The following is a 25340-nucleotide window of genomic DNA, read 5'->3' on the forward strand; positions in this document are numbered from 1 at the left end:
CACCGTTTTCCGGGATACGGGCGTTTTTTAATCCGTTCGGGGCTTTTTCCGACAACCGTTCCGGCCTCCTGTCCGGCCGCCTGCGACGCATTCCGGCATCCTGCGTCCTCCTTCCGGACCGGCCGGAGAGAACACCGCACGACGCTTTCCGCTCTTCGGACCGCCATCCGGAAACGGCCCCGCCCGTTCCCCCGGAACGTCCGGGACGCACGCCGCACGGAAGCGGAGGACGGCAAATCGTCGCAATCACCCTGTTTTTCGGAAAATAATCGACCGAACAGTTGGTTATCCGAAAAATATTCACCTACTTTGCATCCCGAAAATTACGGGAATCCGGACGAGCCACTTCGGCCGAAATCGAAGCATGTAGCGAAGCCGGATTCCGAAAACCGCCGCAAACGAGACATGAAAGACAAGTACATCGATCTGATCGAACAGTCGTTCGATTTTCCGCAGGACGAGTTTTCCGTCGAGGACAGCGAGCTGCTCTTCCACGACATTCCGCTCATGGAGCTAATAAAACAGTACGGGACACCGCTGAAAATCACCTATCTGCCGAAAATTTCGCAACAGATCAACCGCGCCAAGCGCATGTTCAACGTGGCGATGGCCAAGGTCGATTACAAGGGTTCGTACAACTACTGCTACTGCACCAAGTCGAGCCATTTCTCGTTCGTGCTGGAGGAGGCGATGAAGAACGACATCCACCTCGAAACCTCGTCGGCATACGACATCCACATCATCAACGCCCTCTACGACGGCGGCATCATAGACAAGGACCGCTACATCATCTGCAACGGATTCAAGCGTCCGCAGTATGTGGAGAACATCGCCCAGTTGGTGAACGACGGATTCACCAACACGATTCCCGTCCTGGACAACAAGGAGGAACTGGACCTGTTCGAGGACGCCTTCACCAAGAAGTGCAAGGTCGGCATCCGCATCGCCTGCGAGGAGGAACCCAAATTCGAGTTCTACACTTCGCGGCTGGGAATCCGCTACAACGACATCGTGGAGTTCTACAAGGCCAAGCTCAAGAACAGCAAGAAGTTCCAGCTCAAGATGCTGCACTTCTTCATCAATACGGGCATCAAGGACACGGCCTACTACTGGAACGAGCTGTCGAAGTGCATGAACGTCTATTGCGAGCTGAAGACCGTATGCCCCGACCTGGACAGCCTCAACATCGGCGGCGGATTCCCGATCAAGAACTCGCTCAACTTCGAATACGACTACGAATACCTCACCGAGGAGATCGTGGCCCAGATCAAGAACATCTGCCAGCGCAACGGCGTCGAGGAGCCGAACATCTTCACCGAATTCGGCTCGTTCACCGTGGGCGAAAGCGGCGCGGCGCTCTACTCGATCGTCAATCAGAAACAGCAGAACGACCGCGAGAACTGGTACATGATCGACTCGTCGTTCATCACCACCCTGCCCGACACGTGGGGCATCAACCAGCGCTACATCATGCTGGCGATCAACAACTGGGACAAGGAGTACCAGCGCGTGCTGCTGGGCGGACTGACGTGCGACAGCGAGGACTTCTACAACTCGGAGTGCCACACGAACGCCATCTTCCTGCCCAAGCTCGAAAAGGGCAACACGCAGTATATCGGGTTCTTCCACACGGGAGCCTACCAGGAGTCGCTGGGCGGATTCGGCGGCATCCAGCACTGCCTGATTCCCGCGCCGAAGCACGTGATCATCGACCGCGACAAGTCGGACAACGAATATTACACGCGCCTGTTCGCCAAGGAGCAGTCCTACCGCTCGATGCTGCGCATCCTCGGCTACTGACCCCCGCAGAAACGCGGGCGACTGCTTGCGGACGAGACGATACAATCAAGCCCTCCTTGCAAGGAGGGCTTTTTTCTCCGGAAGCCTATCCGAATCCGCGTCAGGCGGAAGCCTGCCGCCGGGATTCCGGTCCCGGCCTTCTATTCCGCCGATTGCGTCGGGGCCGAAACCGCAGAGGCGTCGCCTCCCCGTCCGTTGCCGCCGCGCCGACGGTTGCGGCCGCCGCGGTGGCGCCGGCGCCTCTTCGCTCCGTCCTGCCCGGCGGCCTGCTGTCCGGCGCCGTCCGATGCCCCGGGCTGCGGAGCCGCTCCCGATACGGCCGCCGCCGCAGATGCGGCGGGCTGCGCATCCCGCGCAGAGGACGAGCCGCCGCGCCCCTTGTTGTCGCGCAGCCGGTCCCGGCGTCCCCGGCCGTGCCCGCGTCCGTCGCCGCCCTTGCTGCGCCCGCCCCGGCCGCGTCCCCGGCCCGAAAAGGCCTCGGGATTGTAGGCGGGGCCTTCGCCCACGACGGCGGGCAGTTCGGCCTTGCGGATGTCCTTCTCGATGAACTTCTCGATCGCACGGAACTTCCCCTGCTCCTCCTCGCAGACGAACGTCACGGCGCTGCCCGTCGCCGCGGCGCGCGCCGTACGGCCGATGCGGTGGATGTAATCCTCCGGGTCGTGCGGCACGTCGTAGTTGATCACCAGTCCGATGTCCTCGATGTCGATGCCGCGCGCCACGATGTCGGTGGCCACCAGGATATTCACCTTGTTGTTCTTGAAATTGAGCATCACCTCCTCGCGCTGCGCCTGCTCCAGGTCGGAGTGCATGGCCGCGACGTTGAGCTTCATGCGCTTGAGCGTATGGGCCAGCTCCTTGACCTTGAGTTTCGACGAGGAGAAGATGATCGTCTTCGACTCGGTGGGTTCGGCGAACATTTCGCGGATGATGCCCAGTTTCTGACTTTCGTAGCAGATATAGGCCGACTGGTCGATGGCCTCGTTGGGTTTCGAAATGGCGATGTTCACCTCCGCGGGGTTGCGCAGGATGGTCTTGGCCAGCTCGCGGATCTTCGGAGGCAGCGTCGCCGAGAACATGATCGTCTGCCGCTCCTTGGGCATGTAGGAGACGATTTTCATGATGTCGTCGCTGAAACCCATATCGAGCATCCGATCCGCCTCGTCGAGAATCAGGTACTCCACGTGCGAAAGGTCCACGCCGCTGTTCTGCAGGTGGGCGATCATGCGGCCCGGCGTGGCGATCACGACGTCCGAACCCATCAGCATCCCGCGTTTCTGGGCGTCCCAGCCCTTGCCGTCGCCGCCGCCATAGACCACCGTCGTCGAGACGGGCAGATAATACGAGAAACCCTGGAACTGCTGGTCGATCTGCTGCGCCAGCTCGCGCGTGGGCACGATGATGACCGATTTCACCACATTGTCGGGATTGCCCCCGACGAGCAGCTTGTTCAGCAGCGGCAGCGTATAGGCCGCCGTCTTACCCGTTCCGGTCTGGGCGCAGCCGATGATGTCGCGGCCCTCCAGAATCACGGGAATCGTATGCTCCTGCACGGGAGTCATTTCATGGAAATTCATATCCTCGAGACCGTCGAGGATCTCATCCTCCAGGTCGAGTTCGTCAAAACGCATAAGTCCGTTATTTTAATTGTAAAAAATTCATTGTCTCCCCTCTCCTTTCCGGCGGACGATCCGGGATCGTCCGGCCGCGGAGACGGACGGTCCGCCGCAGTTCACCCGGCCGCCGGGACCTCCTCGCCGAGCAGCGTCGCGGGCGTGCAGCCCGTGATCCGCACCCGGACGTAGTCCCCCACGCCGTGCGTGCCGCGGTCGAAAACCACCACCTTGTTCTGCGACGTGCGGCCCGAGAGCTGCCCCGGGTCGCGCCTCGATTCGCCCTCCACGAGCACCTCGAACTCCCGGCCCACGTCGCGCCGGTTGCTGGCGAGCCCCAGCTCGTTCTGCAAAGCGATGATCTCCTGCAGACGGCGCGACTTGACCTCGTCGGGCACGTCGTCCGGCAGATGCTTCTGGGCGAAGGTCCCGGGACGCTCCGAATATTTGAACATGTAGGCGAATTCGTAGCCCACCTCGCGCATGAGCGACAGGGTCTGGAGGTGCTCCTCCTCGGTCTCCCCCGAGAATCCGGCGATGAGGTCCGTCGTCACGGCGCAGTCGGGCAGGTAGCGGCGGATGGCGGCGACCCGGTCCAGATACCATTCGCGCGTGTATTTGCGGTTCATGCGCCCGAGCATCGACGTCGCGCCCGACTGGGCCGGGAGGTGGATCGCCCGGCAGATGTTGGGCATCGAGGCCATCGTCTCCAGCAGCCGGTCGCTCATGTCCTTCGGGTGCGACGTGGCGAAGCGCACGCGCAGCAGCGGCGAGACCGACGCCACGCGCCGCAGCAGCTCCGGAAACCCGACCTCCCCGGCGCGGTACGAATTGACGTTCTGTCCGAGCAGCGTCACCTCGCGGTACCCGTTCTCGAAGAGCGAGCGGGCCTCCGCCACGATCGTCTCCGGATCGCGGCTCCGCTCACGGCCGCGCGTGTAGGGAACCACGCAGTAGGAGCAGAAGTTGTTGCAGCCGCGCATGATCGCCACGAAGGCGCTCACGCCGTTGCGGTCAAGCCGCACGGGAGCGATCTCGGCGTAGGTCTCCTCGGCCGAGAGGCGCACGTTCACCCCTTTCGACCCCGCCTCGGCGGCGCGCACCAGCCGCGGCAGGTCGCGGTAGGCATCGGGCCCCGCGACGACATCCACGCCGCCGGGGCCCTCCGTGAGCCGCTCGCGCAACCGCTCGGCCATGCAGCCGATGACGCCCACCACCAGCCCCGGACGCTCGCGCCGGTAACGCTTCATCTCGGCCAGCCGGCCCCAGATGCGCTGCTCGGCGTTGTCGCGGATCGAGCAGGTGTTTATCAGGATGACGTCCGCCTCGGCGATCCGCTCCGTATAGACATACCCTTCGCGCTGCATGAGGGCGACGACGATCTCCGTGTCGCCGACGTTCATCTGGCAGCCGTAGGTTTCGACGAAAAGCTTGCGGCCCGCCCCTTCGAGCGGACGCAGCGTATTGAAATTCATTGCCATCGTTTCAAATCATTCTAAACCGCCGCATGAGGCGTCCCGCCCCTGCGGGAACGCCCGGGCGGAAGTGCGGCCGGAAGGCCCCGGCGCATCCCGTCCCGCCACGCGCTACTCGGCCTGGATCGTGTTCTTGTCGGGGAACTGCTTGAACCCCTCGCCGAAGGTCTCGTAGGCATCGGTCACGACGACGAACGCCGTGGGGTCGATCTCCCGGATCTGATGCTGCACCAGGTGCACCTCCTTGCGGCTCACCACCAGGAAAATCATGTCGCGCGGAGCGTCGGTGTACATGCCCTTGGCCTTGATATAGGTGGCGCTGCGGTCCAGATCGTCGATGATGAAGCGCTTGAGCTCCTCGTGGTGGTCGCTGATGATGAACAGCAGCTTGTCGTACGAGGCGCCGTCGAGCAGATAGGCGATCACCCGCGAGGTGGTGTAGATCGTGATGAGCGAATAGAGCGTCAGCATCCATCCGTTCGGGTCGGCCTCGCCCGTTCCCAGTCCGAAGCCGATGACGACCAGTCCCGACAGGACCACGAAACCGTCGGCCAGGAAGATGCCCGTCGAGAACTTGATTCCGGCGAACTTCTGCAACAGCATGGCCACGATATCCGTGCCGCCCGTGGTGGCCTGCTGGCGCACGACGATGCCCTGCCCCACGCCGATCACCACCGCTCCGAACAGGCAGGTCAGCAGCAGGTCGTTCGACAGGTCGAGCCGACCGCCCAGCAGCAGCGCCGGATCGAGCGACTCGACGGCCGCCGCATCGGGATAGACCAGCCGTGTGAGGACGTTCATGAAACCCGGCGTGAAGAGCGCCGCGACGACCGTCCGCGTGCCGAACTGCCCGCCGAAGACCAACAGCGCGGTGAGCATCAGCGGAATGTCGAACATGTAGCCGAACGTACCGACCTGCACCGACGGGAAAATGTTGTGCAGCACGATACCCATGCCGTAAACGCCGCCCGGCACGAAGTTGTAGGGATTCACGAAGAGCACGAAACCCGTGCCCATGAGCACGCAACCCAGAAAAATCAGCATCCACGAGCGCCACCACGCCCACGATCCCATCGGTTCGAGAAAAGCTTTCGTATTCATAGTCGTCCGTTCAAATCGGCCGGCCCGGGGAGCGCGCGGCCGCAGCCGGAGGTTTCCGTCGGGACGGTAGTTTTCGAAATTGATCCGCACAAAGGTAACAATATTCTCCGGAAAAGCCTTCCCCGCACGGGCGATTTTTCCCGCCGGACGTCCGGTTCCGGAATTTTTTCGTATATTTGCATGTAAAACCCTGCGCAAACAAGAGATGATACTGACATACTACACCGCTACCACCATGATTGTCATAGCCTATCTGCTGGGCTCGATTCCGAGCGCCGTGTGGATCGGCAAGAAATACTACGGCATCGACATCCGCGAGCACGGCTCGAAGAACGCCGGCACGACCAACATGCTCCGCGTGCTGGGCCGCCGGGCCGCGCTGCCCGTCTTCGCGCTCGACTTCCTGAAGGGATTCGTCGCGGTGACGATCATCGAAATGCTCAAATACGACGTCCACATCGGCGACAACGACCTGATAAACCTCAAGATCGCCGCCGTGTTCGCCGCCGTGCTGGGCCATATCTTCCCCGTCTTCGCGGGATTCCGCGGCGGAAAGGGCGTCGCGACGCTCGTGGGCGCCGTGACGGGCATCTACCCGCCGGTGGCGCTGCTCTGCTTCGGCGTCTGGTTCGTGGTGCTGATGGTTTCGCACTACGTCTCGCTCGCCTCGATGGCCGCCGGATGCTGCTTCCCGCTCTTCACGCTCATCTCGCCCAAGGTCAATCAGTCGGTGTCGTTCGTGGTCTTCTCGTTCGTCATCGCCATCCTGCTGATCTACACCCACCGCAAGAACATCGAGCGGCTGAAGGCCGGAACCGAGTCGAAGACCTACATCTGGAAACCGCGGCGCATCCACCCCGCGGGAGCGGCGCCCGGAAAGGACGCGGCCCCGGAAGACGCACCCTCCGGAGCGGGGCAGGCCCCCGACAAGCGGGAGAAGTAACCGCGGGACACATTCCGTAACACAAAAAACAGCTGTTCGCCATGCTGGAGGAAAACCTCATCAAAATCTACGAGCGGAGTTTCCGGGAGAACCGCGAAATGTCGGCCCTGACCGACTATTTCAAGGGCGAAACCTTCTCGTACTACGAAATGGCCAAGGAGATCGCCAAACTGCACCTGCTCTACAAGAAGGCCGGCATCAGACAGGGCGACAAAATCGCGCTGATCGGCCGCAACAACCCCCGCTGGTGCATCACCTATATCGGAACGGTCACCTACGGCGCGGTGATCGTCCCCATCCTGCAGGACTTCACCCCGGCCGACATCATCCACATCATCAACCACTCCGAAAGCCGGCTGCTGTTCCTGGGCGACAACTTCTGGGACGTGATCGAGGAGGACCAGATCAAACAGATCGAGGCGGTCTTCTCGCTCACGGACTTCCACGTGATCTACGAACGCGACGGCAAGGCGCTCACCAAGTTCCAGCGCGACATCGTGAAGAACTACCGCTCGAAATACCCGCGCGGATTCAGCGTCGGCGACATCAAATACCCCGACATTCCGAACGACCGGGTGGTGCTGCTCAACTACACGTCGGGCACGACGGGCTATTCGAAGGGCGTGATGCTCACGGTGAACAACCTCACGGGCAACGTCACCTTCGCCATGTCGGCGCTCAACACCCAGACGGGAACCTACTATTTCCAGAAAGGGGGCCGCACGCTCTCGTTCCTGCCGCTGGCCCACGCCTACGGCTGCGCCTTCGACTTCCTCGCACCGCTGGCCGTCGGCGGCCACATCACGCTGCTGGGGCGGATTCCCTCGCCGAAAATTCTCGTCGAAGCCATGGCCGTGGTCAGGCCCACGATCATCTGCTGCGTGCCGATGATCCTCGAGAAGGTCTATCGCAAACAGGTGCTTCCGCTGCTGGAGAAGGGCCCCATGTCGATCGCCGTGAAGATTCCGCTGCTCAATGCGGCCATCTATTCGGTGATCCGCAAGAAACTCATGGACGCCTTCGGCGGCAACGTCTCGATCTTCATCGTGGGCGGCGCGCCGATGAACCAGGAGACCGAGGCGTTCCTGATGAAGATCCGCTTCCCGATCACCATCGGCTACGGCATGACCGAATGCGCCCCGCTCATCAGCTTCACGCCCGACAACGAGTTCAAGGCCGGATCGTGCGGCCGCTACCTGAAGAACCTGCTCGAGGTGCGGATCGACTCCCCGGACCCGGAACACGAAGCCGGCGAAATCGTAGTCCGCGGCGAAAACGTCATGGCCGGATACTACAAGAACGAGAAGGACACGCAGAAGGTGCTCGACGCCGACGGGTGGCTTCACACGGGCGACATGGGCACGATGGACCCCGACGGCACGCTCTACATCCGCGGCCGTTCGAAGACGATGATCCTCTCGGGCAACGGGCAGAACATCTACCCCGAGGAGATCGAGGACAAGCTCAACAATATGTATATGGTGCTCGAATCGCTGGTGCTCGACGCCGGCAACGGGCGCCTGCGGGCGCTGGTCGTCCCCGATTACGAGCAGGCCGACGCCGAAGGGGTGGACAAGTCGGAACTGCCGCAGATCATGCAGAACAATCTGCAGGAGCTGAACGCCCAACTGGCCGCCTACGAGCGCGTCTCGGACATCACGATCTACCCCACCGAATTCGAGAAGACCCCCAAACGGAGCATCAAACGGTTCCTTTACAGCGCGTCGCTGCTCGACAGTTGACCGGCGCGCCCCGCACCCCGGCATGAAGATCCAGAGAAAGCAAACCATAGGCGAAAACCTGCTCTACGTGATGGTCTGGTCGGCCATCATCCTGGTTCCGGTGCTCAACTCGCAGATGATGTCCGAAATGCACATCAATCTGGAGAACGTGCTCATCGCCTGGCGGCAGATCGCCCCCTATCTGATCATCTTCCTGATCCACAACAGCCTGCTGGCGCCGCGCTACATGCTGCGGCACAAGTACGGCAAGTACCTCGTACTCAATATCGCACTCATCGTCACCGTGTTCTGGCTGGTGGACTTCTACGAGGAGCGCCTGCTGCGGGACATGACGCCGCAGAGTGACCCCGCGACGATCGACGCCTACCGCAAGGCTTCGTTCTCCAACCTCGAAATCTACTGGAACGTCGTGCTGGGTTTCTTCATGACCGGAGCCAACACCGGCATCAAGCTTATCTACCAGTCGATGCGCGACGAGCAGCAGATGGAGGCCCTCAAGCGGCAGAACCTGCAAGCCGAGATGGACTACCTGAAGTACCAGATCAACCCGCACTTCTTCATGAACACGCTCAACAACATCCACGCGCTGATCGACATCGACGCCGACTCGGCGAAGAACGCCGTGATCGAGCTTTCGAAGATGATGCGTTACGTGCTGTACGACTCCGGGCGGGAGATCATCTCGCTCAACCGCGACATCCAGTTCCTGAAAAACTACATCGAGCTGATGCGCATCCGCTACACCGACGACGTGGAAATCCGCGTGGAGTACCCCGAGAATCTGCCCGAACAGGTTTCGATTCCCCCGTTGCTGCTCATCGTCTTCGTCGAGAACGCCTTCAAGCACGGCGTGAGCTACAACCGCCCGTCGTTCATCCACCTGCGGATCGACTACGCCGACGGCCGGGTGACCAGTACGCTCGCGAACAGCCGCCACGCGGCGCCCGCCGACCGAAAGGCCGACTCCGGCATCGGACTGGAGAACGTCCGCAAACGCCTCGCGCTGATCTACGGCGAGAAGAACTACACGCTCGACATCCGCGAGGAGGAGAACTTCTATACCGTGAAACTCGTAATACCGACGCTCAATGCTTAAATGTATCGCCATCGACGACGAGCCGCTTGCCCTGCGCCAGATCACCGGCTACATCTCGAAAATCCCCTACCTGGAGCTCTCGGCGACCTTCAACAACGCCATCGACGCCCAGCAGCGGCTCACCGAGGAGCCGGCGGACCTGATCTTCGCGGACATCAACATGCCCGACCTGAACGGCGTGGACTTCGTGCGCGCGCTGCCCGACCGGCCGATGGTGATCTTCACGACGGCCTATTCGGAATACGCCGTCGAGGGATTCAAGCTCGACGCCGTGGACTACCTGCTCAAACCCTTCTCGTTCGCCGACTTTAGCCGCTCGGCAGCCAAGGCCAATTCGCTCTACGAACTGCGTCAGAACCGGCGGTCGGAGCCGCAGGAGACCGCTTCGGAGGCTACGCCCCGGGACAAGGAGTACATTTCGGTGAAAGCCGATTACAAGGTGTCGCTCGTACGCATCGCCGAGATCATCTACCTCGAAAGCGAGGGCGAATACGTCCGCATGCACCTCGCCGACGGTTCGACCATCACCACCCTTTTCCGGCTCAAGAACATGGAGACGGCCCTGCCCGCCGAATCGTTCATGCGCGTACACCGCTCCTATATCGTCAATCTGCGGGCGATCAAAGCCTACGTCAAAGGGCGCATCTTCCTCAGCGACAACGAATACATCCCCATCGGAGAGAATTACAAGGAGGCTTTCCAGGCCTATATCGACAAGAATTTCAGGAATCTGTGACCCGGCGGCTACCTTGCGCCGAAACGGGGAAAGGCCCCGAGCTGCACGTACTCTCCGTCGCGCAGCTCGCAACAGTAGTGCTTCAGTCCGTTGGTCAGCACCACGTAGCGGGCCTTCAGCACGGAGTTGTAGCGCACGGCCTGCGCCAGCGTCTGCCGACCGACCGGAATCCCCGGCGCCTTGCACTCGGCCACGAGCAGCGGCTCCGCGGCATCGTCCACCACCACCACGTCGGCCCGCTGGGCCTGCCCGTTGAGCGCCACGGCGTACTCCTCGACGATCCGCTTGGGCGGCACGCCGCAATGCGTCACCAGATAGGCCACCAGATGCTGCCGGACCCACTCCTCGGGAGTCAGCACGAGATAGGTCTCCCGCAGGGAGTCCCACACCTCCACCGCATCGCCGCGGCGGCGGGCGCGCAGGCGGATGGCGGGAAAGTTGAGTTTAGGCAGTCCGGACATCGCAACTATCGAAAATTTTCGTATCTTTACGCTGACAAATATACGAATATATGCGGATCATCCTTTCGATCATAGCCCTTTTTTCCGCCGGCGGACTGCTCGCCCAGGAGTACGTCCCCACCTGCGGCCGGGAGTTGCCGCGCAGCCGTGTGACGGTCTATCCCACGGCACAGGAGGCCGCGGCGGCGGCCGGCGGCAAAAATCGCTACGTCACGCCCCTGGACGGGTGGACGCGGCAGGGCAACACGCTCTCCGCCCCCTTCACCGTGCCTTTCGCATGGATCAACCGGCAGGTGATCCTCCGCATCGACTGGGTTTCGGGCCCCTACACGGTGCGGATCAACGGCCGGGAGGCGGCCTGCGACGCCGACGGCAACGCACCCGCCGAATACAACGTCACGCGGCTCGCGCGGGAAGGGCGCAACGAACTCGAAATCGTCGTCGCGGAACCTTCGCCGACGGCCGTGCTCGAAAGCTGGAAGGAGTCCCCTGTCCCGGCCGCAGGCCCGGCGCTGGTGATAAGCCAGCCGACGCTGCGCGTCCGCGACGTCGAGACCCGCACGCGCATCGGCGAGGACGGAGACGCCACGGCCGAGGTGGGCGTCGTACTCAAGACCCATTCGCTCAACCCGCGCACCTCGCGGCTCCGCTACACGCTGCTCTCCCCCTCGGGCCGCACCGTCACCACCGGTTCGAAGGAGCTGACGCTCGACATGCGGCGCGAGGACACCGTGCGTTTCCTGGCGCGCATCCCTTACGACTCGCTCTGGTGCGACACGCTTCCCACGCAATACCGCCTGCAACTCGCAACGCAACACGACGGACGTTACGAGGAGTACCTCGAGCTGCCGCTCGGCTTCCGCACCGCAGAGGTGCGCGACGGCCGCATGACGATCAACGGTCGGGAGGTCGCCCTGCGCTGCCGCGAGGTGCCGGGCTCGTTCCCCGCCTCGGAGGTCGCGTCGCTGCGCGCCGAAGGGTACAACACGCTGCGCCTGCTGCCCGGCCCGGTTTCGGAAGCGCTGCTCGACAGTTGCGACGCCCGGGGGCTCTACGTCGTCGTACAGGCTCCGGTGGACACCCGGCGGAGCGGCGATTCGCGCCGCGTGGGCGGCAACCCGTCCAACGACCCCGCTTGGCGTGAAGCCTACGCCGAACGCGCCGCGAACAGTTACCACACGACCAAGCTGCACCCGTCGGTCATCGCCTTCTCGGTGGCGACGCACTCGGCCAACGGCATCAACCTCTACGAAAGCTACCTCGCGATGAAGCGGCTGCACGAGACGCGCCCGTTCGTCTATCCCGAGGCCGGAGGCGAATGGAACAGCGACCCGCTCCCGCTGGAATAGCTCCGCGGGAGGCCCGGAAGACGGGCATGAAAAATATTTTGGAATTTTTTTGACGTTTTTTTTGGAGAAACGAAAATTATAGTTACCTTTGCACTCGAAATCGAAAAGATTGATGCCTCTCTAGCTCAGTTGGTAGAGCACGACACTCTTAATGTTGGGGTCCAGGGTTCGAGCCCCTGGGGGGGTACAGAAGAAACGGGCTGACAAAGGACATTTGTCGGTCCGTTTTTTCATTGCGACTAACCGAAAAATTGTGAATCAATATGTACAGCTACGACAACCGGGTGGTCATCACCCTCGATGCCGGCGGAACGAATCTGGTGTTCGGCGCCATGCAGGCCAACAAATTCATCGTGGACCCCATCACGCTCCCCTCGCACGCCGAGGACCTGGATAAATGCCTCGCCACGATGGTGGAGGGATTCCGTCAGGTCATCGACAAGCTGGAAACCAAGCCCGTGGCCATCAGTTTCGCATTCCCCGGCCCGGCCGACTACCCCAACGGCATCATCGGCGGCTACCTCCCGAACTTCCCGTCGTTCCGCGAAGGCGTCGCCCTCGGGCCCTTCCTCGAGGCGAAGTTCGGCATTCCGGTCTTCATCAACAACGACGGCGACCTGTTCGCCTACGGCGAGGCGCTGGGCGGCGCACTGCCCGAGGTGAACGCCCGGCTCGAAGAGCTCGGCTGTCCCAAGAAATACAAGAACCTCATCGGATACACCTTCGGTACGGGACTGGGAATCGGCGTGGTCGTGAACGGCCGGCTCAACCGCGGCGACAACTCGTGCGTCGAGACCTTCTGCCTCAAGCACAAGAAGATGCCCGACATCATCGTGGAAGACGGCGCCGCCATCCGCGCCGTCAAGCGTGTCTACGGCGAACTGACGGGCAATCCGGATCACGGTCTCGAGCCCAAGGACATCTGCGACATCGCCGACGGCAAGCGCGACGGCGACCGGGAGGCCGCGCGGAAGGCTTTCGCCGAAATGGGCGAAATCGCCGGCGACGCGATGGCCACGGCCGTCACGCTCATCGACGGGCTGATCGTCATCGGCGGCGGCGTCACGGGCGCCCGCCGCTGGATCATGCCCACCCTGTTCGAAGAGCTGCGCTCGAAGATACACACGATCTCGGGCGACGAGCTGAACCGCGTGCAGATGAAGGTTTACGATCTGGACAACGAAGAGGAGTTCCGCGAATTCGCCAAAGGTTCGCAGCGGCCGCTGAAGGTTTACGGCACAGACCGCTACGTGGCCTACGACCCGCAGAAGCGCATCGGCGTCATGATCTCGAAGCTGGGAGCCAGCAAGGCGATCTCGGTGGGCGCCTACGCCTTCGCGCTGAGCCAGCTCGACAGCCGCCAGTGAAAACAGCAAAACAAAAAAACAGTTGATTCGATATGTATATGTATAAGTTCAAACCCATTCTCAAGACGATGCTCTGGGGCGGCGAGAAGATCGTCCCCTACAAGCGGATCGTCTCCGACCAGAAACAGGTAGGCGAAAGCTGGGAACTGTCGGGCGTCAAGGGCAACGAGTCGGTCGTGGCCGAAGGTCCCGAGGCCGGCACGACGCTGCCCGGGCTGATAGCCCGCCACGGCGCCGCGCTGCTGGGAAAAGCCAACTTCGAGCGCTTCGGCGAAGAGTTTCCGCTGCTCATCAAGTTCATCGACGCACGGCAGGACCTCTCGATCCAGGTGCACCCGGACGACGAGCTGGCCTGGAAACGCCACCGGTCGAAAGGCAAGACCGAAATGTGGTACGTCGTGGCGACGGACGAGGGGGCGCACCTCCGCTCGGGATTCGCCAAGCGGGTGACGCCGGCCGAATACGCCGCCAGCGTCGAGGACAACACGATCACCGACCTGCTGGCCGACTACGCCATCCGTCCGGGCGACGTCTTCTTCCTGCCCGCGGGCCGCGTGCACTCGATCGGCGCCGGCGCCTTCATCGCCGAAATCCAGCAGACGTCGGACATCACCTACCGCATCTACGACTTCAACCGCCGCGATGCCAACGGCAACACGCGGGAGCTGCACACCGAACTGGCCAAAGACGCCATCGACTACACCGTGCTGCCCGACTACCGCACGCACTACACCCCGGCCCCGGACAGCGAGGTCGAACTGGTGTCGTGTCCCTACTTCACCACGTCGCTCTACGACCTCACGCACGAGCGGACGCTCGACCTCGCCGGGCTCGACTCGTTCCTGGTCGTCATCTGCATCGGCGGCAGCGGCACGCTCACCGACGACGCAGGCAATGCCGTTCCGGTGCATCAGGGCGAAACGGTGCTCGTCCCGGCTTCCGTCCGAAACCTGCGCATCGCGCCCGACGGCGCGGTTAAAGTGCTGACCAGTTGCATCCGCTGACGCGGAAACCCCGGTACGACGAATCCCCGAAGCCCGTCTTTCCCCGAGAAAGGCGGGCTTTTTTACAAAAGCGGGTTGCAACTATACGTTTTTTTCCGTAACTTTGGGATTCCGAAAGGCAATTCAACCGAACCAAAACCATGAAGACCGAATTACAGGCCATAGCGGCCCGCTTTGCATTGGAAGGGCCTGTCGTCGCCATCGACACGCTGGGCGAAGGTTTCATCAACGACACGTTCATCGTCCGCACCGGCGGCGACGCCCCCGACTACATTCTACAACGCAAGAACAAGGCGGTTTTCCCCGACATACCGGCCATGATGGAGAACATCCGCAAGGTCTCGGAACACATCCGCCGCCGCGTCGCGGCCGAAGGCGGCGACCCGAAGCGCGAGGCGATGACCGTCGTCCCGACGCTCGACGGACGGCTCTGCCACCTCGATCCGCAGGGCGAATACTGGGCCGTCACGGTCTTCATCGACGACACGGTGACCTACAACAAGGCCGATTCGCCGGAGCTGGCCCGCAAAGGCGGCGAAGGGATCGGCCGTTTTCAATCCCAGCTCGCGGACTTCACCGAACCGCTGGCCGAGACGATCCCGGGTTTCCACAACATCCGCCACCGCTTCGCGCAGTGGGACGAGGCGCTCGCCCGCGACGCCGCAGGCCGCAAAAAGGACCTCGCGGCCGAAATCGGCTGGATCGAGGCGCGCCGCGACGAGATGCTCGCTTTCTGGGAGAAGGTCGAACAGGGCGTGATTCCCACGCGCGTAACGCACAACGACACGAAGATCAACAACATCCTCTTCGACAGGACGGGCCGCGTATTGTGCGCCATCGACCTCGACACGGTGATGAACTCCCCCTCGCTCAACGACTTCGGCGACGCGATCCGCTCCTACTGCAACACGGGAGACGAAGACGACCGCGACCCGGGGCGCGTGGGGCTCTCGCCCGACATGTTCGCCGCCTACACCGACGGCTACCTTTCGCAGCGCGCCCGCGAACTTTGTGCCGCGGAGACAGACCATCTGGCCTTCTCGGCCCGTTATATCACCTACGAACAGGTCCTGCGCTTCCTGATGGACTACATCGACGGGGACATCTACTACAAGACCAAATACGCGGACCACAACCTCGTGCGCACACGGGCCCAGTACCGGCTGCTGCAAAGCATGGAAGAGCAATACCCCGCCATGTGCCGCATCGTGGAGGAGACGGCCGCCAAATACAGATAACGGATATGGATATCGCCAAAATATCGGGGATAAGGCCCGGCGACTGGGAGGTGGTGGACCGGGCCTTCGCATCGGTCGAGGCGCAGCCGATCGCCTGCTGCAACTGGGCCGAAACGTATCCCTACGCCCCCGACGTGCAGTTCCGCATGTTCCACACGGGCGACTACCTCATGCTGCGCTTCGACGTAGCCGAGCGTTACACCGCCGCACGGGTCGCCGAGGACAACGGACGGGTCTGGACCGACTCGTGCGTGGAGTTCTTCATCGCCCCCGACACCGAAAGTTACTACAATTTCGAAACCTCGTGCATCGGACGCCTGCTCCTGGGGTACCACAGGCAGGGCGAAAAGACCGTCAGCGCCCCGGCCGAAGCGCTCGGAAGCGTGATACGCCACACCTCGCTGCCCGGCACGCCGTTCGAGGAGCGCGAAGGCGACAACCGCTGGTCGGTCGTGCTGGCCATTCCTCCGCAGGCGCTGTTCCGCCACGCCCTGACCGACTGGAGCGGCGCGGAGGCGCGCGCCAACCTCTTCAAGTGCGGCGACGACCTTTCGCACCCCCACTTCCTCTCGTGGCGCCCCATACGGACGGAAAAACCGAATTTCCACCGTCCGGAATTTTTCGATCATATCAAATTCAAATAATATGAACAACAAGTATTCACTTCCGAAAGACGGCGGCCTGATCGCGAAATCGGCCCCGCGCGACATCATCCATCGCTACGAGAAGATCCGCACGAACGTATATGAAAACGAATACCGCGCCGTGCAGTACGTCGCCGACAACATCGTCAGGGCGATCCGCAACTACAACGAGGCGCACTGTTCGAACGGCGTGTACGACGAGACGCGCCCCTTCGTGCTCGGCCTGACCACGGGCCGCACGCCGCTGGGGCTTTACAGCGAGCTGGTGAAACGCCACAAGGAGGGCCAGATCAGCTTCCGCAATGTGGCCGTATTCAGCCTCGACGAATTCTACCCGATTCGCTCGACCGAGCAGCAGAGCCGCAACTACCGCATCCACGAGGAGTTCATCAACCACATCGACATCCTGCCCGAGAACGTGCACATTCCCGACGGCACGATCCCCGAGGAGAGAATCTCGGAGTACTGCGACTCCTACGAGCGCGCCGCCTCGCGGATCGACCTCATGATCATCGGCGTCGGCGAGGACGGCCAGATCGGCTTCAACGAGCCGGGCTCCTACTCGCGTTCGCGCACGCGTCTCGTGCAGCTCACCTACAATACCCGCAAGGTGCAGTCGGGCGCCTTCTTCGGACTGGAGAACACCCCCAAGATGGCGATCACGATGGGTATCGAGACGATCATGCGCGCCGACCGCATCATCCTGATGGCCTGGGGCGAGAACAAGACGCAGATCGTGCAGAAGGTCGTCGAGGGCGAGATCACGGGACAGGTTCCCGCCTCGTACCTGCAGGCGCACCCCAATATCGAGGTGGTGATCGACGAGAACGCCGCGCAGATGCTCACCCGCGAGCAGACGCCGTGGCTGGTGGGTCCCTGCGACTGGACGCCGAAGTTCGTGCGCAAGGCCGTGGTATGGCTCTGCGGCGTCGTGCACAAACCGATCCTGAAACTCACCTACAAGGACTACATCGAGAACTCGCTGGGCGAACTGCTCGAACAGGGCCGCAGCTACGACCAGATCAACATCGACGTCTTCAACGACCTGCAACACACCATCACGGGCTGGCCGGGCGGCAAACCCAACGCCGACGACTCGACGCGCCCCGTGGCATCGAAGCCCTTCCCCAAGCGCGTGGTGATCTTCTCGCCCCACCCCGACGACGACGTGATCTCGATGGGCGGCACGTTCATCCGCCTCGTGCAGCAGGGCCACGACGTGCACGTGGCCTACGAAACGTCGGGCAACGTGGCCGTACACGACGACGTCGTGTTGCAGAACATCGACACCTCGCGCGAACTGGGCTACGGCGACCACTACGCCGAAGTCGGGCGGATCATCGCCGGCAAGAAGAAGGGCGAACCCGAACCGCGCGCGCTGCTCGACCTCAAAGGCTCGATCCGCCGCGCCGAGGCCCGCGCCGCCGTACGCTCGTTCGGTCTGAATCCCGACACCAACGCCCACTTCCTCAACCTGCCATTCTACGAAACGGGCGGCATCAAGAAGGGCCAGCTCACGGAGAAGGACATCGAGATCATCGTCAAACTGCTGCGCGAGATCAAGCCTCACCAGATCTACGCCGCCGGCGACCTGGCCGACCCCCACGGCACGCACCGCACCTGCATGGAGGCCGTGCTCGCCGCGCTCGAGGTCGTCCGCGACGACGAGTGGATGAAGGATTGCCACCTGTGGCTCTACCGCGGCGCCTGGATGGAATGGGAGCTGGGCATGGTGGACATGGCCGTGCCCCTGTCGCCCGACGAGCTGATCATGAAGCGCCACGCCATCTACCGCCACCTGTCGCAGAAGGACATCATGCCCTTCCCGGGCGACGACCCCCGCGAGTTCTGGCAGCGCGCCGAAGAGCGCACGCAGAACACCGCGAAACTCTACGACCAGCTCGGCATGGCCGAATACCAGGCCATCGAGGTATTCGTCAAAATGTTCTGATCCGACAAAGCAACCGATAACGGACGGATGCCGCACATCCCCTCCGGGGCCGCGGCATCCGCCGTTCCTAAAAATTCCGTTATGCGACTTATCATCGAAAACACCCCGCAGCAGGTGGCGCAATGGGCCGCCAACTACATCATCGAGCAGATCCGCAACAAGGCGCAGCACACCTCGTCGCCCTTCGTGCTGGGACTGCCCACCGGCTCGACGCCGCTGGAGACCTACAAGGAGCTCATCCGCCGCCACAAGGCCGGCGACGTGTCGTTCAGGAACGTCATCACGTTCAACATGGACGAGTACGTCGGACTTCCGGAGGAGCACCCCGAGAGCTACCACTCGTTCATGTGGAACAACTTCTTCAAACACATCGACATCCTGCCCGAGAACGTCAATATCCTCAACGGCAACGCCGAGGATCTGGTCAAGGAGTGCGCCGACTACGAGGCGCGCATCGTAGAGGCCGGCGGCATCGACCTGTTCATGGGCGGCGTCGGCGAAGACGGGCACATCGCCTTCAACGAACCCTTCTCGTCGCTCAACTCGCGCACGCGCGTCAAGACCCTGACGCAGGACACGATCCAGGTGAACTCGCGCTTCTTCGGCGGCGACGTGAACCTCGTGCCCAAAACGGCGCTGACGGTCGGCGTGGGCACGGTGCTCGCGGCCAAGAAGGTGCTCATCCTCGCCACGGGGCCCAAGAAGGCCCGCGCGGTGCGTCACGGCGTGGAGGGATCGTACAACCACCAGTGGACCATCTCGGCCCTGCAAGTGCATCCCAACGGCATCCTGATCTGCGACGAACCGGCCGCCGGGGAGCTGCGCGTGGCGACTTACCGCTACTTCAAGGACATCGAGAAGGAGAACCTGATCTGACGGGGCGCCGCCGCTCCCGGCGAAGAAGAGCGCTCCGGTCCCGGAGACGGTCGCCGGCCTCCGGAAATGCAGAACGCCCCTGCCGCGAATCGTTGCGGCAGGGGCGTTCTCTTTTTCTTATCGGATGCGGACCCCGGAAAACGGCTCCGCAGGTCCGGGACAGGCGTCCCTCCGGGGAACGGCTCCCGGAACGGCCCGCCCGGCTACCGGAAGAGGATCATCGAGGGGAACCAGTATTCGGCATCCGTGTAGGGGAACGACTTCTTCTGCTCGCCCGTCGTCCCGTCCACGACATAGATGGTCGCATGACCGCCCCAGTCGGCGGTATAGAACAGGTAGAGATCGTCGCTTTCGGGATCGGCATTCAGCCCCGCACCGTAAACGGAATAGCGAGTCCCGTCCACCTCCGGAGCCGGGAAGAGCTTCTCCGCAGCGCCCGTGGCGATCGTGAACCGATAGACGTCGTAACCCGAAGAACTGCCCTCGACGAAATAGAGCGCATCACCCTTCTTCGAAGCATGCAATCCGGTCGGCGTATAGGCCCACTGGTTGTAGTAAACCGAGAGGTCGTCGCCGAGCGTCACCTCCTCCGAAGTCAGAGCCGTCGTGTTGATCTTGAAGAGTTTGTTCCCGGCAGCGGCCCACAGCATGCCTCCTGCCTCGGCGAAACCCGTCTTCGCGGCGGCAGGAAGGTCCTTCACGAAGGCGAGGGTCGAGGCGTCGTAAACCTTCACGACATCCCCCTCGCCGGCCGAAGCGGTGAGGAAAACACGCCCGTCCTTCACGACGACGTCGCCCCCCAAACCGCGCCCCTCGAAGAAGGCGTCGCCCAGCTCCAGCGGATCGAGCGATACGGAATAGGCGCCCTCGGAGGTGGTCAGCACGCCGTGCTTGCCGTCGATCAGCGCAAATCCGTAGGCCTGGCCGGTCAGCGCGCCGTCGGGCAGCGCCGATTTCTTCAGGAAGTCCTCGAGCCCCACCTCGACCAGCCAGGGCGTCTCCTTCGACACGAAGTAAACGTTGTCGTCGCTGCACACGGCCACCGTGCCGGTGTTGCCCAGCTTCTCGCCCTCGTTGTTCTCCTGGTAGAGATTGAGCGACCACTCGCCCGTCGTCTTATCGTAGTAGTTCACCGACGCCGGGGTCCGGCCGAAAGAGCCTTCGTTATAGACGTAGAATCCGCCCTGATACTTGTCGGAAGCGCCGGGGGGGGGCGGTGTCGTCGAGCCGTTGTCGTCGGAGCAGGCCGCGAAAACCGTCGCGGCGAGTGCGAAAAGCAATGATTTTTTCATCTTTCGGATCAATTATTAAAATAAGTACATAAAAAAAGTAAATCCGGTCTCCTTTCCCGGAGCCGAATCCCGCTTCGCACATACGCCCGACAAACCGATAGACAATCGCACCGACGCCCCGCAGGGCCGAAGTTCGACGCACCGTTCTCCGCAGCAACCGTTCGAATGAGGATTCTCCCTCGGGAGACGCAAGGCAGGTCTTCTGGCTCGTCCCAGCCGCGACGCCTTCCCGATTCATCCCGGAATCAGTGGCTTCAAGCGTGTCGCGGCAACTCTTGCGGAACTTACAGCAGCGGGAACTGCTGCCGATTCACACGGCATTCCCATTTAATCACGCGGGGCCTCGCCGGACCCTTTGTGAACCATTGCGGCGCAAAAATACGAAATAAATTCGTATCTTTGCCCCAGCTAACAAAAAATTCGCTGAAATCATGAAGCACGCATACGTTTTCCCCGGTCAGGGGGCTCAGGCCGTCGGCATGGGCAAAGATCTCTACGACAACGTTCCCGCTGCCCGAGAGCTGTTCGAGAAGGCCAATGAAATCCTCGGATTCCGCATCACGGACATCATGTTCGCCGGCACGGACGAGGAGCTCAGGCAGACCCGCGTGACGCAGCCCGCCGTATTCCTCCACTCGGTCATCATGGCCAAGGCGCTCGGCGTCGAACCCGATGCCGTGGCCGGTCACTCGCTCGGCGAGTTCTCGGCGCTGGTGGTGGCCGGGGCCCTCTCGTTCGAAGACGGTCTGAAACTCGTTTCGAAACGAGCGATGGCCATGCAGGCCGCCTGCGAGGCGCAGTCCGGCACGATGGCCGCCATCCTCGGACTGGACGACAAGACCGTGGAGGAGATCTGCGCGTCGATCGACGGCGTGGTGGTCGCCGCCAACTACAACTGCCCGGGGCAGCTCGTCATTTCGGGCGCCGTGGAGGCCGTGGATGCGGCCTGCGAAAAGGCCAAGGCCGCAGGCGCGCGCCGTGCGCTGCGTCTGCCCGTGGGCGGTGCGTTCCACTCGCCGCTGATGGAGCCGGCCAAGCAGGAGCTGGAGAAGGCGATTGACGACGCTCCCTTCCGGACTCCGACATGCCCGATCTACCAGAACGTGGATGCCAAACCCTATACCGACCCGGCAGCCATCAAGGCGAACCTCATCGCCCAACTGACGGCTCCCGTCCGCTGGACCTACATCGTGAAGAACATGCTCGCGGACGGCGTCGGAGAGTTCACCGAACTCGGCCCCGGCACGGTGCTCCAGGGCCTGATCCGCAAGGTGGACGCCCAGGCGACGGTCGAGTCGAAATCGACGTTGTAACCGATCCGTCCGCATTCCGCGGAAGGAGAGGGAACAGATTGAAAAACAATCTGTTCCCTCTTTTATTGTTCATTTTTGCAAATAATTTATTAAATTTATTAAGAATTTTTGCAGTCTATTGAAATAATTATTATATTTGTGCCGCCAGTTAAAAAAAGCGAAGAAAATGACATCATTGACCGAGTTCTTCAACAAACACGAAGACGACACCCTCAAGGGCATTTCGCATAAGAACAGCATCATCAAGCGCAACATCATCGCGCACATGGCCGTAAACGGCGAGTGCACGCTCTCGGAGCTGACCAAGGAGCTGCACATCAGCGTTCCGACGATCACCAAACTCGTGCAGGAGCTCGTGGACGAAAACATCGTCACGGACCTGGGCAAGGTCGAGACTCCGGGCGGACGCCGTCCCAACATCTTCGGCCTGGCCAACTCGGCGATCTACTTCGTCGGCGTGAACGTCGGCCGCGACAACATGCGCTTCATGGTCACCGACCTGCAAAACAACATCATCAAGGAGGAGAACGACTTCACCTTCGAGCTACAGGACCGTCCGCAGTGCCTCGAGCGCATCTGCACGAACATCGAGAACTTTATCGCCTCGTGCGGCGTGGAGCGGAGCAAGATGCTCGGCCTGGGCGTCTGCATGACGGGGCGCGTGAACCCCGACACGGGCCGCAGCTACAAATACTTCACCTCCAACGAGCAGTCGCTGCGCGACATCCTCGAGGAGCGGATCGGCCTGCGCGTGCTGATCGAGAACGACACCCGCGCCCGCTGCTACGCGGAGTACACGTGCGGCAAATCGAAGGAGGAGAGCAACGTGCTGTACCTCCACATGGGCCGCGGCGTAGCCATCGGAATCGTCGTGGACGGCAAGCTCTACTACGGCAAGAGCGGCTTCGCCGGCGAGTTCGGCCACATCCCCTTCTTCGACAACGAAATCATCTGCTCGTGCGGCAAGAAGGGCTGCCTCGAAACCGAGGTGTCGGGTATCGCCATCGAGGACAAGATGCGCCACATGATCGAAAAGGGCGTGAACACCATCCTCAAGAAACAGTACGACGAACAGCGGACCGTGCACATCGACGACATCATCAACGCGGCGATGAACGACGACAACCTCTCGATCGAACTGATCGAAGAGGCGGGCGAAAAGGTCGGCAAGGCCATCGCGTTCCTCATCAACACGTTCAACCCCGAGACGGTCATCGTCGGCGGCAACCTCGCGGCGGCGGGCGACTACCTGATGCTCCCGCTCAAGTCGGCGACGAACAAATACTCGCTCAACCTGGTTTACAAGGACACCAAGTTCCGCGTTTCGAAGATGACCGAGAGCGCGAACGCGTGGGGCGTGGCCATGCTTATCCGCAACAAGGTAATCGGCATCTGATGAACCTCGAAGGCCGCATCGTCCGGCTCCGGGCCGTGGAACCGGAGGACGCGGAGCTGCTCTACGCATGGGAGAACGACACCTCCGTGTGGAGCGTGAGCGGCACGACCGAGCCCTTCTCGCGGGCCCAGATGGAGCGGTTCATCGCGGCGCAGTTGCAGGGCGGCGACCTCTTCCGCACGGGTCAGCTGCGGCTGATCGTCGAGACGCGCGCCGAAGCGCGCCCCGTAGGCATTGCGGACCTCTTCGAGTTCGATCCCCTCAACCGGCGCGCCGGTCTCGGAATCCTGATCCACGACGAGGACGACCGCGGCCGCGGGTATGCCTCCGACACGGTGGAGACGCTCTGCGGATACGCCCGCGAACGGCTGCGGCTGCACCAGTTGTGGTGCAACGTGGGAACGGACAATGCGGCCAGTCTCGGGCTGTTCCGCCGCACGGGATTCGTCCCCGCAGGCATCAAACGCCAATGGCTGTGGACACCGGAAGGCTACCGCGACGAAATGCTGATGCAAAAGATTCTGGAATAGAAAAAAGAGGCTGACTAACGGTTGAAGTTAGTCAGCCTCTTTTTCCATGCAGCCGCTGCGGATCACTCCAGCCGCCGCGAACCGTCGGAGATCACCACGTCGTAAATCTTCGGCTCGTGGCCGTATCTGGCGTTGAACTTCTCCTTCGCCGTGGCGATGAAACGATCGTACAGCTCGTCCCTGACCAGATTGATCGTGCAGCCGCCGAAACCGCCGCCCATGATGCGCGCCCCGGTCACGCCGCACTCCCCGGCGAGCGTCGCCAGAAAATCCAGCTCCTCGCACGACACCTCGTAATCCTTCGACATGCCCCAGTGCGTCTCGTACATGCGCGCGCCGACCGTCTCGTAGTCGCCCTTCTCCAAAGCCTCGCAGACGTCGAGCACCCGTTTCTCCTCGCCGATGACATAACGGGCCCGTTTGTAGTCCTCCTCCGAGATCCGGTCCCTGACGGCATCGAGCTGCTCCATCGTAGCTCCGCGCAGGAACTCCTGCCCGAGCACCTTCGCCACACGCTCGCACGAGGCGCGGCGGTCGTTGTAGGGCGAACCCACCAGCTCGTGCTTCACGCGCGAATCGACGAGCACCAGCCGGTAGCCCTTCGGATCGAACGGGAAGTAGGCGTACTCCAGCGAGCGGCAGTCCAGCCGGATCAGGTTGCCCTTCTTGCCGAACACCGAGGCGAACTGGTCCATGATGCCGCAGTTCACGCCGCAGTAGTTGTGCTCGGTGGCCTGGCCGATCTTCGCCAGTTCGAACTTGTCGATGCCGCAGCCGCAGAGGTCGTTCAGCGCGAAGGCGTAGGTCGATTCCAGCGCCGCCGACGAGGACATGCCCGCTCCCAGCGGCACGTCGCCCGCGAAAACCGTGTCGAAACCGCCGATCGTCCCGCCGCGCTTGCGGATCTCGCGGCAGACGCCGAAAATATACCGTGCCCAGCTCTCGGCAGGCTTGTCCGCCTCCTCGAGGCCGAACTCCGACGATTCGCCCAGATCGAACGCATAGGCGCGCACACGATCCGTACCGTTGAGCCGGATGGCCGCCACGATGCCCTTGTCCACGGCTCCGGGGAAGACGAAACCTCCGTTGTAGTCGGTGTGTTCGCCGATCAGGTTGATACGCCCCGGCGAGGCGAACAGCACGGCGCCCGCACCGTAAAGCTCTTCGAATTTCTTGCTGACTTTCTCTTTCATCTCTTTCATAGCAGGTTTGTAGGTTATGGATCGCAACCGATCATACGAAGATAGGAAAAAATCCGGGCTTTTCCGAATTTTTCCTCCAAAAACGGCATCGTTCCGGTTCAAAACCGCGAAACGTGCGGAAAGACCGTCCGCAAGTACGGCAATTCACCGACAACCGATTGCCGGTCCGGGATTTTTCCCTATCTTTGCGACAGTTTCGTTTCACAAGCGC

21 protein-coding genes, 1 tRNA gene and 1 riboswitch are annotated in these 25340 nt (G+C 62.0%); of the genes, 16 read left to right on the plus strand and 6 right to left on the minus strand.

From position 1 onward, the window contains the following. Positions 1 to 405: 405 nt before the first annotated feature. Positions 406 to 1800, plus strand: a complete 1395-nt coding sequence (locus KB554_RS02395) for an arginine decarboxylase (RefSeq protein ID WP_141429481.1) — start codon at positions 406 to 408, stop codon at positions 1798 to 1800. Between the two features lie 140 nt (positions 1801 to 1940). Here KB554_RS02395 and KB554_RS02400 read toward each other — a convergent pair whose 3' ends face one another. The 3 genes from KB554_RS02400 to KB554_RS02410 form a co-directional block, all read right to left on the minus strand. Continuing rightward, complete coding sequence (locus KB554_RS02400) at positions 1941 to 3431, minus strand: DEAD/DEAH box helicase (protein ID WP_141429479.1); 1491 nt, start codon at positions 3429 to 3431, stop codon at positions 1941 to 1943. Positions 3432 to 3532: 101 nt separating this feature from the next. Further along, positions 3533 to 4894 (minus strand): tRNA (N6-isopentenyl adenosine(37)-C2)-methylthiotransferase MiaB, encoded by a 1362-nt coding sequence (gene miaB, locus KB554_RS02405; protein WP_141429477.1) that lies wholly within the window; start codon positions 4892 to 4894, stop codon positions 3533 to 3535. 105 nt (positions 4895 to 4999) lie between these two features. Next, a complete protein-coding gene (locus tag KB554_RS02410; RefSeq protein WP_141429475.1) occupies positions 5000 to 5989 on the minus strand; it encodes a YitT family protein in 990 nt (329 codons plus the stop codon). 205 nt (positions 5990 to 6194) lie between these two features. Between KB554_RS02410 and plsY the strand changes: the two genes are divergently transcribed. The 4 genes from plsY to KB554_RS02430 are packed head-to-tail and all read left to right on the plus strand — an operon-like array spanning position 6195 to position 10506. After that, the gene (gene plsY / locus KB554_RS02415) at positions 6195 to 6932 is read left to right on the plus strand and encodes a glycerol-3-phosphate 1-O-acyltransferase PlsY (protein ID WP_242116238.1); all 738 of its coding nucleotides are present in this window, start codon (positions 6195 to 6197) and stop codon (positions 6930 to 6932) included. Positions 6933 to 6973: 41 nt separating this feature from the next. Continuing rightward, positions 6974 to 8674 carry an AMP-binding protein gene (locus tag KB554_RS02420; RefSeq protein ID WP_141429473.1) on the plus strand — a complete coding sequence of 567 codons (1701 nt, stop codon included), beginning with the start codon at positions 6974 to 6976 and terminating at the stop codon, positions 8672 to 8674. Between the two features lie 22 nt (positions 8675 to 8696). Further along, positions 8697 to 9770, plus strand: a complete 1074-nt coding sequence (locus KB554_RS02425; RefSeq protein ID WP_211034861.1) for a histidine kinase — start codon at positions 8697 to 8699, stop codon at positions 9768 to 9770. Then, entirely contained in the window at positions 9763 to 10506 is a 744-nt protein-coding gene (locus KB554_RS02430) for a LytTR family DNA-binding domain-containing protein (RefSeq protein ID WP_141429470.1), read from the plus strand. The genes KB554_RS02425 and KB554_RS02430 overlap by 8 nt, the downstream gene beginning before the upstream one ends. 8 nt (positions 10507 to 10514) lie before the next feature. Here KB554_RS02430 and KB554_RS02435 read toward each other — a convergent pair whose 3' ends face one another. Then, positions 10515 to 10967: a type I restriction enzyme HsdR N-terminal domain-containing protein gene (locus tag KB554_RS02435; protein WP_141429469.1), complete on the minus strand. Its 453-nt coding sequence runs from the start codon at positions 10965 to 10967 to the stop codon at positions 10515 to 10517. 50 nt (positions 10968 to 11017) lie between these two features. Here KB554_RS02435 and KB554_RS02440 point away from each other — a divergent pair, with 50 nt between their 5' ends. The 8 genes from KB554_RS02440 (at position 11018) to nagB (ending at position 19396) form a co-directional block, all read left to right on the plus strand. Beyond that, on the plus strand, positions 11018 to 12316 hold the full coding sequence (locus tag KB554_RS02440; protein WP_211034862.1) for a glycoside hydrolase family 2 TIM barrel-domain containing protein: 1299 nt from the start codon (positions 11018 to 11020) through the stop codon (positions 12314 to 12316). A 114-nt stretch (positions 12317 to 12430) separates the two neighbouring features. Then, positions 12431 to 12503 (plus strand) — tRNA-Lys (locus KB554_RS02445). A gap of 76 nt (positions 12504 to 12579) precedes the next feature. Further along, a complete protein-coding gene (locus KB554_RS02450) occupies positions 12580 to 13683 on the plus strand; it encodes an ROK family protein (protein WP_211034863.1) in 1104 nt (367 codons plus the stop codon). Positions 13684 to 13715: 32 nt separating this feature from the next. Continuing rightward, a complete protein-coding gene (locus tag KB554_RS02455) occupies positions 13716 to 14687 on the plus strand; it encodes a type I phosphomannose isomerase catalytic subunit (protein WP_162852163.1) in 972 nt (323 codons plus the stop codon). A gap of 140 nt (positions 14688 to 14827) precedes the next feature. Beyond that, positions 14828 to 15925, plus strand: a complete 1098-nt coding sequence (locus KB554_RS02460) for an aminoglycoside phosphotransferase family protein (protein WP_211034864.1) — start codon at positions 14828 to 14830, stop codon at positions 15923 to 15925. A 5-nt stretch (positions 15926 to 15930) separates the two neighbouring features. Continuing rightward, on the plus strand, positions 15931 to 16569 hold the full coding sequence (locus KB554_RS02465; protein WP_211034865.1) for a carbohydrate-binding family 9-like protein: 639 nt from the start codon (positions 15931 to 15933) through the stop codon (positions 16567 to 16569). 1 nt (position 16570) lies between these two features. Continuing rightward, a complete protein-coding gene (locus tag KB554_RS02470; RefSeq protein WP_141429459.1) occupies positions 16571 to 18520 on the plus strand; it encodes a 6-phosphogluconolactonase in 1950 nt (649 codons plus the stop codon). A gap of 81 nt (positions 18521 to 18601) precedes the next feature. Then, on the plus strand, positions 18602 to 19396 hold the full coding sequence (gene nagB, locus KB554_RS02475; RefSeq protein ID WP_211034866.1) for a glucosamine-6-phosphate deaminase: 795 nt from the start codon (positions 18602 to 18604) through the stop codon (positions 19394 to 19396). 203 nt (positions 19397 to 19599) lie between these two features. Here nagB and KB554_RS02480 read toward each other — a convergent pair whose 3' ends face one another. Then, positions 19600 to 20688: a DUF5074 domain-containing protein gene (locus KB554_RS02480; RefSeq protein WP_211034867.1), complete on the minus strand. Its 1089-nt coding sequence runs from the start codon at positions 20686 to 20688 to the stop codon at positions 19600 to 19602. 174 nt (positions 20689 to 20862) lie between these two features. Beyond that, a riboswitch (cobalamin riboswitch) is annotated at positions 20863 to 21070 on the minus strand. A gap of 49 nt (positions 21071 to 21119) precedes the next feature. On the opposite strand from KB554_RS02480, the gene fabD reads away from it, so the two are divergent. From fabD to KB554_RS02495, 3 genes are all read left to right on the plus strand, one after another. Beyond that, a complete protein-coding gene (gene fabD / locus KB554_RS02485) occupies positions 21120 to 22001 on the plus strand; it encodes an ACP S-malonyltransferase (RefSeq protein WP_211034868.1) in 882 nt (293 codons plus the stop codon). A gap of 166 nt (positions 22002 to 22167) precedes the next feature. Further along, entirely contained in the window at positions 22168 to 23397 is a 1230-nt protein-coding gene (locus KB554_RS02490; RefSeq protein ID WP_141429450.1) for an ROK family transcriptional regulator, read from the plus strand. Beyond that, on the plus strand, positions 23397 to 23927 hold the full coding sequence (locus KB554_RS02495; RefSeq protein ID WP_211034869.1) for a GNAT family N-acetyltransferase: 531 nt from the start codon (positions 23397 to 23399) through the stop codon (positions 23925 to 23927). The genes KB554_RS02490 and KB554_RS02495 overlap by 1 nt, the downstream gene beginning before the upstream one ends. Before the next feature lie 62 nt (positions 23928 to 23989). Here the strand turns inward: KB554_RS02495 and galK are convergent, their stop codons facing one another. Then, a complete protein-coding gene (gene galK, locus KB554_RS02500) occupies positions 23990 to 25120 on the minus strand; it encodes a galactokinase (RefSeq protein ID WP_141430011.1) in 1131 nt (376 codons plus the stop codon). Between the last annotated feature and the right edge of the window lie 220 nt (positions 25121 to 25340).

Source organism: Alistipes sp. Marseille-P2263, from assembly GCF_018101075.1.
In the GTDB taxonomy this organism is placed as follows: Bacteria; Bacteroidota; Bacteroidia; order Bacteroidales; family Rikenellaceae; genus Alistipes; species Alistipes dispar.

Excerpts from the sequence above, each read along its gene's own strand:
- KB554_RS02400 (WP_141429479.1), bottom strand. The coding sequence starts at position 3,431 with ATGCGTTTTGACGAACTCGACCTGGAGGATGAGATCCTCGACGGTCTC.
- KB554_RS02455 (WP_162852163.1), top strand. The coding sequence starts at position 13,716 with ATGTATATGTATAAGTTCAAACCCATTCTCAAGACGATGCTCTGGGGC.
- KB554_RS02440 (WP_211034862.1), top strand. The coding sequence starts at position 11,018 with ATGCGGATCATCCTTTCGATCATAGCCCTTTTTTCCGCCGGCGGACTG.
- KB554_RS02480 (WP_211034867.1), bottom strand. The coding sequence starts at position 20,688 with ATGAAAAAATCATTGCTTTTCGCACTCGCCGCGACGGTTTTCGCGGCC.
- KB554_RS02410 (WP_141429475.1), bottom strand. The coding sequence starts at position 5,989 with ATGAATACGAAAGCTTTTCTCGAACCGATGGGATCGTGGGCGTGGTGG.
- galK (WP_141430011.1), bottom strand. The coding sequence starts at position 25,120 with ATGAAAGAGAAAGTCAGCAAGAAATTCGAAGAGCTTTACGGTGCGGGC.
- KB554_RS02460 (WP_211034864.1), top strand. The coding sequence starts at position 14,828 with ATGAAGACCGAATTACAGGCCATAGCGGCCCGCTTTGCATTGGAAGGG.
- KB554_RS02490 (WP_141429450.1), top strand. The coding sequence starts at position 22,168 with ATGACATCATTGACCGAGTTCTTCAACAAACACGAAGACGACACCCTC.
- plsY (WP_242116238.1), top strand. The coding sequence starts at position 6,195 with ATGATACTGACATACTACACCGCTACCACCATGATTGTCATAGCCTAT.
- KB554_RS02450 (WP_211034863.1), top strand. The coding sequence starts at position 12,580 with ATGTACAGCTACGACAACCGGGTGGTCATCACCCTCGATGCCGGCGGA.
- nagB (WP_211034866.1), top strand. The coding sequence starts at position 18,602 with ATGCGACTTATCATCGAAAACACCCCGCAGCAGGTGGCGCAATGGGCC.
- KB554_RS02430 (WP_141429470.1), top strand. The coding sequence starts at position 9,763 with ATGCTTAAATGTATCGCCATCGACGACGAGCCGCTTGCCCTGCGCCAG.
- miaB (WP_141429477.1), bottom strand. The coding sequence starts at position 4,894 with ATGGCAATGAATTTCAATACGCTGCGTCCGCTCGAAGGGGCGGGCCGC.
- KB554_RS02470 (WP_141429459.1), top strand. The coding sequence starts at position 16,571 with ATGAACAACAAGTATTCACTTCCGAAAGACGGCGGCCTGATCGCGAAA.
- KB554_RS02425 (WP_211034861.1), top strand. The coding sequence starts at position 8,697 with ATGAAGATCCAGAGAAAGCAAACCATAGGCGAAAACCTGCTCTACGTG.
- KB554_RS02465 (WP_211034865.1), top strand. The coding sequence starts at position 15,931 with ATGGATATCGCCAAAATATCGGGGATAAGGCCCGGCGACTGGGAGGTG.
- fabD (WP_211034868.1), top strand. The coding sequence starts at position 21,120 with ATGAAGCACGCATACGTTTTCCCCGGTCAGGGGGCTCAGGCCGTCGGC.
- KB554_RS02420 (WP_141429473.1), top strand. The coding sequence starts at position 6,974 with ATGCTGGAGGAAAACCTCATCAAAATCTACGAGCGGAGTTTCCGGGAG.
- KB554_RS02435 (WP_141429469.1), bottom strand. The coding sequence starts at position 10,967 with ATGTCCGGACTGCCTAAACTCAACTTTCCCGCCATCCGCCTGCGCGCC.
- KB554_RS02395 (WP_141429481.1), top strand. The coding sequence starts at position 406 with ATGAAAGACAAGTACATCGATCTGATCGAACAGTCGTTCGATTTTCCG.
- KB554_RS02495 (WP_211034869.1), top strand. The coding sequence starts at position 23,397 with ATGAACCTCGAAGGCCGCATCGTCCGGCTCCGGGCCGTGGAACCGGAG.